We start from the raw sequence: 9,207 nt of genomic DNA, 5'->3' as shown, positions 1-9,207 counted from the left end.
GCTTGGCATGACGGATGGGCGCAGGGACAGTCCGGGATGGTTGCCGAGCCTTTCGACGAGCTGCCGCCGGCTCTTCTTGCCGGCTTTGCCGACTGCCTCTGGCGGATGGACGGGGAGGGCATGGTGACCGCTGGCGGTCCGCTGTCGTCCCCTGCCGCGGCCACGCCGGCCTGGCCGGGGCGGCCCTTCGTCGACTGCGTGGAGCCTCAGGACCGGCCGCTTGCCGAGCGCCTCTGGGCCGGGGCGCTCGCCGCCCGGACGCCTGTCGAGGGTGCGCTCCGGCTTCGGGTCGGCGACGCGGCCGACGGTCTTTTCCACCTTCGCCTCGCGCCGGCGTCCGACGCGGGCTGGCACGGCATCGCGCGTCGCATGTCGGGCGAGGAACGGCAGGCGCAGGCCCACGGCCGCCTCATCGAGACGATCGACGACGGGTTCTGCACGATCGAGCTGATGCCGGGCGCCGACGGGCAGCCTTCCGATTACCGGTTCCTGTCGGTCAACTCGGCCTTCGAGCGCCAGAGCGGAATCCGAGACGCGGCGGGCCGGACGGCCTTCGAACTCGTGCCGGATCTGCCGCGCAAATGGCTCGAGATCTACGGCCGGATCGCGCGCAGCGGGCGGGCGGAGCGGTTCGAGGAGGCGCAGGACGAGCCCAAGCGCTTCTACGAAGTCTATGCCACGCCGATCGAGCGCACCGGCGGGGCGCGGCTCGCGGTGATGTTCCGCGATATCCTGCCGCGCCGGCAGGCCGAGGAGCGGCTCTCGGCGAGCGAGCGCCGCCTGACGACCCTCGTGCAGGGCATGCCCCAGCTCGTCTGGCGGGCCAGCGCGGTCGGCCGGTGGACTTGGGTCAGCCCGCAATGGACGGCCTATACCGGCCAGACGATGGCGGAGGCGAACGGCTTCGGCTGGCTGAAGGCAGTCCACCCCGACGACCGTCATCGCGTCATCGTCGCCTGGCGCGAAGCGGGCGCCCGCGGCGAGTTCCGGGCCGAGATCCGGATCCGCGGCGGCCCCGAAGCGGCGGAGCGCTGGTTCCAGGCGCGGGCGCTGCCGGTTCTCGACGAACGGGGGGCCGTCGCGGAATGGATCGGAACCTCGACCGACGTCGACGATCTCCACCAGCTTCGCGGCCGGCAGGAGGTACTGCTTGCCGAACTGCAGCACCGCACGCGCAACCTCCTCGGCGTCGTCGCCTCGGTCGCCGAGCGCACGGCGCGCAACGCGTCCTCGCTCGAGGATTTCCTGCCGCGCCTGCGCGAGCGGCTCCTGGCGCTCTCGCGCATCAACGGGCTCCTGTCGCAGCTCGATCGCGGCCAGCGCGTAACCTTCGACGCGCTGATTCGGGCCGAGCTCGAGGCGCGCGGCTTTCTCGAAGCGCATGGCGACGCGCGCGTGATCCTCGACGGGCCGGACGGGGTGCGCCTGCGCTCCGCGAGCGTCCAGACCTTCGCGCTTGCGATCCACGAGCTCGCGACGAACGCGGTGAAATACGGAGCCCTGTCGCAGGACGACGGGCGGCTGGCGGTGCACTGGCGCCTGTCGGGGGCGGACGAGGGGCCGCGCCGCCTCGTCGTCGACTGGATCGAGAGCGGCCCCGAGCGCCCCCTCGCACCGCCGCCCGCTGCCGGGGGCGGCTACGGGCGCGAGCTCATCGAAAAGGCGCTACCCTACCAGCTGAAGGCCAGAACGACTTACGAGATCGGCCCCCGCGGCGTCCGCTGCACGATCGACCTTCCGGTGGACTGACCGCCCGGCCTCAAAAGCCGCTGGCGATCCGGGCGTGCAGGGCGTGGACCGGCGAGCCCCGGCGGGCGCCGCCGCGCGTTTGGGCCAGTTCGAAGCGCCCGATCATCGCGTTCAGCGATCCGACCTCGCCGGAGAGTTCGGCGCAGGCGGCGGCCGATTCCTCGACCATCGCCGCATTGCGCTGGATCGAGCGATCGAGCGTCCCGACGCCGGTGTTGACCTCGTCGAGCCCGCGCGCTTGGTTGCGCACGGCGTCGACGATGACGCCCACATGGTCGTTCACCTCGGCGAACTTGTCGACGATGCTGCGAAGCGACACGCCGGCGCGTCCCACGAGCTCGACGCCTTCGGCCACCTGGTCGCGCGAGGTCGAGATCAGCGCCTTGATCTCCTTGGCGGCTTCCGCCGAGCGCTGAGCGAGCCCGCGCACCTCCTGCGCCACCACCGCAAAGCCCCGGCCGGCCTCCCCGGCGCGCGCGGCCTCGACGCCCGCGTTCAGCGCCAGAAGGTTGGTCTGGAAGGCGATCTCGTCGATCACCCCGATGATCGAGCCGATGCGGTCGGACGACCCCTGGATCTTGCCCATGGCGTCCACCGCGACGCCGACGATCGAGCCGGACTGCTCGGCCTCGAGGCGCGTGCGCGCGACGAGGTCGCCCGCCTCCTCGGCCTTGCCGCTGGCGATCCGCATCCCTGCGTTCATCGTCGACAGCGCCGTCGAAATCTGCTCCACCGCCGAGGCATCCTGCTCGGTGCGGTGGGCGAGATCGTCGGAGGCGACGCGGATGCCGTCCGCGTTCGCCTGGATCGAGGCGCCGTTGCGGGAAATCGCGAGCATCGCCGCACCGAGCGTCTCCAACGACGCGTTGAAGCTGTTGCGGATCGGGTCGAGCGCGGGCGTGAAGGGCGTCTCGATCCGGCGGCCGAGGTTGCCCGCCGCGAGCGTCGCCAGCGCATCCCCGAGGGTTGTGACGGCGCGCACGCGCCCGCTGACGTCGGAGGCGAACTTCACGATCCTCGCGACCTTGCCGTCGAGGCCAAGCACCGGGTTGTAGGACGCCTGGATGAAGACGTCCTGCCCGTCCTTGGCCACGCGGCGGAACTCGCCCGACACGAACTCGCCGCCGCGCAGCCGCGCCCAGAAATCGGCATAGTCGTGGGATGCGGCTTCGGCACGGTCCATGAACAGGCTGTGATGGCGGCCGACGATCTCCTCCAGTCGGTAGCCAAGGACCTTCAGGAACGCCGGGTTGGCGGTGATGATCTCGCCGTCCAGCGTGAACTCGATGATGGCCTGTGAACGGTCGAGCGCGGCGATTCGCGTGGCGCTGTCGATCTGGCTGTTCTTGGTGGCCGTGATGTCGTTGGCGAACTTGACGATCTTCACCGGCTTGCCCGCGCGATTGAGGATCGGGTTGTAGTTGCCGCGGATGAAGACCTCGCGCCCGCCCTTGGCAAGGCGGCGGAACTCGTCGCACTCGAACTCGCCGCGGCGCAGCTTGGCCCAGAAGGCGGCGTATTCGGGCGAGGCGGCATAGGCATCCTCGACGAAGAGGCGGTGCGAGCGCCCGACGATCTCACCCTCGGTGTAGCCCATCAGTTCGCAGAAGTTGCGGTTCGCCCGCAGGATCTTGCCGTCGAGATCGAACTCGATGATCGCCATCGACAGGTCGAGAGCCGAGAGGATTCGGTCGGCTTCCGAGGCGAACAGGCCACTCATGTCATGATCTCCCGATGACGTCGTCCACACCCTAAACCGTGCCTGTTAAGATCGCTTAAAAATTGATTGTCCGGCGGATACTATCGCGGAGAAGCGAAGGATTTGTCTAAAATCGCAGCCTTAACTCCGTTTGGTCATGGATTGTTAAGGAATATTGACTGCGCAGGAATTAACGGCAGTTTAACCTCACGAAAAGGCGAGGTGCCGTTATGACAATTGCTGCCGACGACTGGGTCAAGCCGAACCCTCTGTCCAACCCCGAAAGCCTGGAGTTCCGCTTCCGGGCGCGTCGCTTTGCGCAGGTCGCGTCCCTCATCGAGGCGGCGCTCGCCACGCGCCGCGAGATCGAGATACTCGACCTCGGCGGAACCGAGACCTACTGGAACATCGGCGCGGAGCTCCTGGCGCGCCATGCCGGGCGGATTTCGATCACGCTCGTCAACAACGAGGCGGCCCCCGAGCCGGCGAGCGCGGTGTTCCGCAACCACTTCGGCAATGCGTGCGATCCGGCGCTCTTCGAGGGCGAGCGGTTCGATCTCGTCCATTCCAACTCGGTCATCGAGCATGTCGGCGACTGGGACGCGATGGTCGCCTTCTCGCGCACCGTCCACCGTCTCGGGTCGCGCCACTTCATCCAGACGCCGAACTACTGGTTTCCGCTCGAGCCGCATTTCCGCGTCGTCGGCTTCCAGTACCTGCCGATCGCGCTGCGCGCGGCGCTGACGCGCCACTTCAACCTCGGCTTCTTCCCCCGCGCCCGCAGCGCCGAGGAGGCCTGGAGCAACGTGCGCGACATCCGGCTCCTCGACGCCCGCATGATGCGCACGCTGTTTCCCGGATCGCGGATCGAGATGGAGCGCGTCGCCGGGCTCAACAAGTCGATCATGGCGATCCGGGACTGACCGGACACTTGGGGCTTAGCGGCCCTTCCCCCGGTGCTCTTTGATCCGGCGTTTCAGGCGCCCGATCAGGTTGCGGCGCCGGCTGAGGGGCTCGAACATCTCGGACGGACCCTCGGGATCGAGGATCTTGTTGTCGGCGAGCCACGCCTCGACCTCGTTGAGTTCGGGCGTCTCGTAGGGGACGAGCGAGCGGCCGGGACCGCGCAGCGCCTCGATCGCGGCGATCAGGGACCCGCTCGTCGCCAGCGCGCCCGACACCTCGTCGGGCCTCCGCCCCAGATGCTCGGCCAGGAGATCGTTGCGGATGTCGGCGATCGACCCGGCCGCACCGTCCGGCGCAAGCGTCTCGTCGACCGTCACGTCGCATTCCGTGTCCAGCCGCATCGAGCGGTTGTTCATGTTGGACGAGCCGACGCGCAGGAACCGGTCGTCGACGACGAGGATCTTGGCGTGGACATAGATCGCCTCGCCGCCCTCGTTGACCGGATGGTACATGCGGAAGCGGCCGTGACGGTCGAGCCGCCGGAGCGCCTCGACCAGCCGCGCGCGGGCCGTGTCCATGGCGATCGGCTCCAGCCACCCCTGCGCCGAGACCGGGTTGACCACGACGATCTCGGGGCCGTCCGGCTCCTCCAGCCGGTGCGCGATGGCCTCGGCGATGCGCCGCGAGGCGAAATACTGGCTTTCGGCATAGACGATGCGGCGCGCGGCGCGGATCTGGTCGACGTAGAGCTCCTCGATCTCGCGCACCGCATCGCGGTCGCCGAGTTCGGGCGCCGAGCGCGACACGGCGATGTCGAGATCGCGGAACGTCGTCCAGAGCCCGTCCGGCCACGTCGCCGGCACGCCCTCGATCGCTTGAGGGTCGGGCGCGCCGCCGGCGGTCAGCCAGCGCTGGCGGCAGATCTCGCCGAGCCGGGCGGCGGCCGGGCCGGTCAGCGCCGTCGACGCGTCGTGCCAGGGCTTGTAGCGGCGGCGCGTGAAGGGGCGTCGGCGCCGCTCGTCCTCGAAGGCATGGGCCCGCGTGTCCCATCGGTCGGCCGTCATGTCGATGCCGCCGCAGAAGGCGAGGGCGTCGTCGATCACCACGATCTTCTGATGGTGCGAGGACCCGGTCGGATGGGCGCCGTCGAGCTTGGTGTGGATGCGCGGATGCGCCATCCATTTGAGGAGCGTGAAGAAGGTCGAGCCCCGCAGAAGCGTCTTCAGGGCACCGACGTCCCAGCGCAGGAGGAAGATCTCGAGCTCGGGATTGCGCTCGACCAGCCAGAGCATGAAGTCGCCGAGCTTTTCCGGCCCCTCCGTGCCCGGCTCGTGGCCGAGCGCGATGCGGCCGTCGAAGTCCCAGCCGATCAGCATGATGCGACGGCGGGCCGCCGTCATCGCCTGCCGGGCGAAGCGGAAATAGTCGTCAGCGTCGACGATCACCGACAGGCGGTCGGCCCGGTCGATCGCCATGCAGTTGCGCCCCGGCTCCAGGATCGTCGGGGCCGCTCCGGCGGTCGCCTCGTTCACTGCATCCAAGGCCCTGATTCCTTCTTCATTCCTGCTGCGGCCGCCGGCCGCACGCGTTCCATACCAGAGGCGAACCGCATTGCCATGACGGCACGCCCGATCGCCCGTCTCATCGGACCTCGCCGGCCGCCTCGCGGCGCCTGAGATCCAGCTCCTCGCTGTAGCGGCGCAGCGTGTGGCTTTCGGTGAGGAGGCCGACGACGTTGCGCGACTTCGCCCCGTCCACCACCGCCAGCGCCTCGCTCTCGGACCGGTCGAACAGGGCAGCCGCCTCGCGTGCGCTCATCTGCGGCAGGAGCACGGCGTCCCGCCAGCGCAGGAGATCGTCGATTTTCGCCTCGAGATCGGTCGCGGCATCGGAATAGGCGTCGGCGACGAGCACGATGCCGGCATAGGCGCCCGTTGCGTCGACCACGACGACGCGCTGGGCGGAGCCGAGCGGGAAGTCGCGCCAGAAGGTCTTCAGGCTGGTGCCGAGCGTCGTGGTGCGAACGTCGGTGCGCATCATGCGGCCGACCGTCAGGTTGCGGATCCAGCCGACGTCGTGGGCGCTGCGGATGTTCTCGCCGCGCAGGTGGAAGCGCCAGGTGGCGAAGGAATAGCCGAAGGTCTTGCGGGCGGTCAGCGATGCGGTGACGACGGCGGCGAGCGCCAGCGCGGTGATCGGGAAGTCGCCGGTCATCTCCAGCGCCAGGAAGGTCATCGTCATCGGCCCGCCGACGATGGTGACGGCGAGCGAACTCATGCCGACGATCGCGAAGGTGACCGCGGTCAGGGCGGTATGGGGGAAGATCCACGGCGCGGCCGCCGCAAAGAGGTTGCCGAGAAGCGCGCCCATGAAGAGCGAGGCGAAGAACAGGCCGCCGCGAAAGCCGCTGCCGATCGAGACCGCCGACGCCAGCGCCTTGAGTGCGAGGATCAGCGCCAGCATCGACAGCGACGCGGGCAGGTCGAGCTGCAGGTGCAGCGCGCCGTGGCCCGAGGCGAGGACCTGCGGGGTGACGAGGGCGAGCGCGCCGACCACAAGGCCGCCCAAGACCGGTCGCAGCGGCGCCGGCAGGCCGGAGCCGCGCACGCCGCGCTCGACGCTCGTCACGCCCTTCATGATGGCGATACCGAGACCGGCGGCAAGGATCGCAAGGAGGATCGCCGGCGGGTAGTCGAGCGCGGTGATCGGGCCAGGCGTTCCCACCTCGATCAGGAAGGGCGCGGCGCCCAGACGCTGCGCGACGAACGTGCCGCAGAGGGCGGCGGCCACGACCGGGGCGAGCGTCACCACCGAATAGGTGCCGATGATCAGTTCGAACGCGTAGAAGGCACCGGTGAGCGGGGCGTTGAAGGCGGCGGCAATGGCGCCTGCCGCCCCGCAGCCGACGAGCATGCGAAGGTCCCCGCGCCGCATTTCGAAGGCGGTGCCGAGGCGCGAGGCGAGCCCGCCCGCCATCTGCGTATAGGCGGCCTCCAGCCCGACCGAGGCGCCGAAGCCGTTGGAGACGAGATTCTGCGCCACCACGATCACGCTGTCGCGCAGCGACATGCGCCCGCCATGCAGCGCGTTGGCCTCGATCGGGTCGACGAGCGGGCGCGCCTTGCGCTTGCGCGTGGCCAGCAGCCAGAGGCCGAGAAGCGCGCCGCCGCAGGCGGGCAGGGCGGCCTGCCAGGGCGAGGCGAGGGCCGCCATCGAGCTGAGGTGCCCGTCGGCGCTTCCGAACAGGGCGCTGTGCAGCGCTTCCGCCGCTCGCCCGATCGCGGTGACGACGAGCCCTGCCACCACGCCGACCACGCAAGCGATGAGGACGAGGCCGATCTCGTTGCCGCGCACCCAGGCGCGGAAACGGCTGGGTGCCTTGACCGGAACCGTGGTCGCGGGCGTTTCCGGGGGAGCCGTTCCTCCGTCCATCGTTCCCATCGCGTCCGTTTCGAGCCCTTCACGCGGGCCATATAGGCCGCCCGAGGCAAAGGGCCCGACGCGAGAGCGATCTTTCCGGCGTTATCCGGCGTCGGAGCCCGGCTTGGTGCCGACCGACAGGCCGCCGGCGGCTTCCAGGCGCCGGTGCGCGGCCTTGGGCGGGCGGGCGCGCACCGATGCGAGCCCCTCCAGCGCCAGCGGGCGAAGGTCCGCGCCGCCGGCGTCGACATGGGCGAAGATCATCTCACGCATGCGCGGCGTCCAGAAGGCCGCGACATGGTCGGCGACGCCGAGGACGCCCGGCTCGTGCGCCTGGCTTTCGAAGAAGCGCGCCACCTGGTTGACCATGGTGACGAGCTTCTGCGTCTCGCCGTCGTGAGGTTCGGGCGCCGCGCTCATTCGGCGGGCTCGGCGGCGGCCACACGGCGCGAGGTGGCGGCGAACGAGTTGTAGCGCTCCTGCCAGTCGGTCGGCCCGTTGGAGGGCGAGACCTGGACCGCCGTGACCTTGTATTCCGGACAGTTGGTCGCCCAGTCGGAGTAGTCGGTGGTCACGACGTTCGCCTGCGTCAGCGGATGGTGGAAGGTCGTGTAGACGACGCCCGGCGCGACGCGGTCGGTGATGAGCGCGCGCAGCGTCGTGTCGCCCGCCCGGCTCGCGATCTTCACGAAGGCCCCCTCGCGGATGCCGCGCTCCTCGGCGTCGTGCGGGTGGATCTCGAGAAGGTCCTCCTCGTGCCACATCGTGTTATCGGTGCGCCGTGTCTGCGCGCCGACATTGTACTGCGACAGGATACGGCCCGTCGTGAGAAGCAGCGGAAAGCGGGGGCCCACCTTCTCGTCGGTCGGCACATATTCTGTGACGACGAAGAGGCCCTTGCCGCGCACGAAGCCTTCCAGATGCATCAAGGGCGTTCCGAGCGGGGCCTTGTCGGTGACGGGCCACTGCAGCGTTTCGGTCTCCAGCCGCTCGTAGGAGACGCCCGCGAAGGTCGGGGTGAGCGCCGCGATCTCGGCCATGATCTCGGAAGGGTGGCCGTAGTTCATCGGGAAGCCGAGCGCGTTGGCCAGCAACTGCGTGATCTCCCAGTCCGCATAGCCGTTCTTCGGCGTCATCACGCGCCGCACGCGCTGGATGCGGCGCTCGGCGTTGGTGAAGGTGCCGTCCTTCTCGAGGAAGGTCGAGCCCGGCAGGAACACGTGGGCGTGGACGGCCGTCTCGTTCAGGAAGAGATCCTGCACCACGACGCATTCCATCGCGGCGAGGCCCGCGGTGACATGGCGCGTGTTGGGGTCGGACTGGAGGATGTCCTCGCCCTGAATGTAGATGCCCTTGAATTCGCCGGCGACGGCGGCGTCCAGCATGTTGGGGATGCGCATGCCCGGCTCGTCGTCGAGCTCGACGCCCCACAT

7 protein-coding genes are annotated in these 9,207 nt (G+C 69.5%); 2 read left to right on the top strand and 5 right to left on the bottom strand.

All coding sequences use genetic code 11. From position 1 onward, the window contains the following. A partial coding sequence (locus QZ753_RS07250) for a PAS domain-containing protein (RefSeq protein WP_294642331.1) occupies nucleotides 1–1,749 on the top strand: 1,749 nt, incomplete at its 5' end. A 10-nt stretch (nucleotides 1,750–1,759) separates the two neighbouring features. Here QZ753_RS07250 and QZ753_RS07245 read toward each other — a convergent pair. Next, on the bottom strand, nucleotides 1,760–3,469 hold the full coding sequence (locus tag QZ753_RS07245) for a PAS domain-containing methyl-accepting chemotaxis protein (protein ID WP_294642329.1): 1,710 nt from the start codon (nucleotides 3,467–3,469) through the stop codon (nucleotides 1,760–1,762). Nucleotides 3,470–3,678: 209 nt separating this feature from the next. On the opposite strand from QZ753_RS07245, the gene QZ753_RS07240 reads away from it, so the two are divergent. Continuing rightward, a complete protein-coding gene (locus QZ753_RS07240) occupies nucleotides 3,679–4,371 on the top strand; it encodes a methyltransferase domain-containing protein (RefSeq protein ID WP_294642327.1) in 693 nt (230 codons plus the stop codon). Between the two features lie 15 nt (nucleotides 4,372–4,386). Here the strand turns inward: QZ753_RS07240 and QZ753_RS07235 are convergent, their stop codons facing one another. The 4 genes from QZ753_RS07235 to QZ753_RS07220 form a co-directional block, all read right to left on the bottom strand. Then, nucleotides 4,387–5,886: a phospholipase D-like domain-containing protein gene (locus tag QZ753_RS07235; RefSeq protein ID WP_367171498.1), complete on the bottom strand. Its 1,500-nt coding sequence runs from the start codon at nucleotides 5,884–5,886 to the stop codon at nucleotides 4,387–4,389. A gap of 109 nt (nucleotides 5,887–5,995) precedes the next feature. Next, nucleotides 5,996–7,786, bottom strand: a complete 1,791-nt coding sequence (locus tag QZ753_RS07230; RefSeq protein ID WP_294642325.1) for a chloride channel protein — start codon at nucleotides 7,784–7,786, stop codon at nucleotides 5,996–5,998. A gap of 90 nt (nucleotides 7,787–7,876) precedes the next feature. Then, nucleotides 7,877–8,194 carry a formate dehydrogenase subunit delta gene (locus QZ753_RS07225; protein ID WP_294642322.1) on the bottom strand — a complete coding sequence of 106 codons (318 nt, stop codon included), beginning with the start codon at nucleotides 8,192–8,194 and terminating at the stop codon, nucleotides 7,877–7,879. Continuing rightward, nucleotides 8,191–9,207: molybdopterin dinucleotide binding domain-containing protein (locus QZ753_RS07220; protein WP_294642320.1), on the bottom strand; the 1,017-nt coding region annotated here is incomplete at its 5' end. The genes QZ753_RS07225 and QZ753_RS07220, both read right to left, overlap by 4 nt.

It is taken from the genome of uncultured Aureimonas sp. (assembly GCF_913775355.1).
Taxonomy (GTDB): Bacteria; Pseudomonadota; Alphaproteobacteria; order Rhizobiales; family Rhizobiaceae; genus Aureimonas.
Note: the sequence above shows the minus strand (reverse complement) of the source record. Positions and strands in the feature narration are given on the sequence as shown.

What these genes read in the sequence shown, in the direction of transcription:
- QZ753_RS07230 (WP_294642325.1), bottom strand. Translation starts at nt 7,786, where the DNA reads ATGGACGGAGGAACGGCTCCCCCGGAAACGCCCGCGACCACGGTTCCG.
- QZ753_RS07240 (WP_294642327.1), top strand. Translation starts at nt 3,679, where the DNA reads ATGACAATTGCTGCCGACGACTGGGTCAAGCCGAACCCTCTGTCCAAC.
- QZ753_RS07225 (WP_294642322.1), bottom strand. Translation starts at nt 8,194, where the DNA reads ATGAGCGCGGCGCCCGAACCTCACGACGGCGAGACGCAGAAGCTCGTC.
- QZ753_RS07245 (WP_294642329.1), bottom strand. Translation starts at nt 3,469, where the DNA reads ATGAGTGGCCTGTTCGCCTCGGAAGCCGACCGAATCCTCTCGGCTCTC.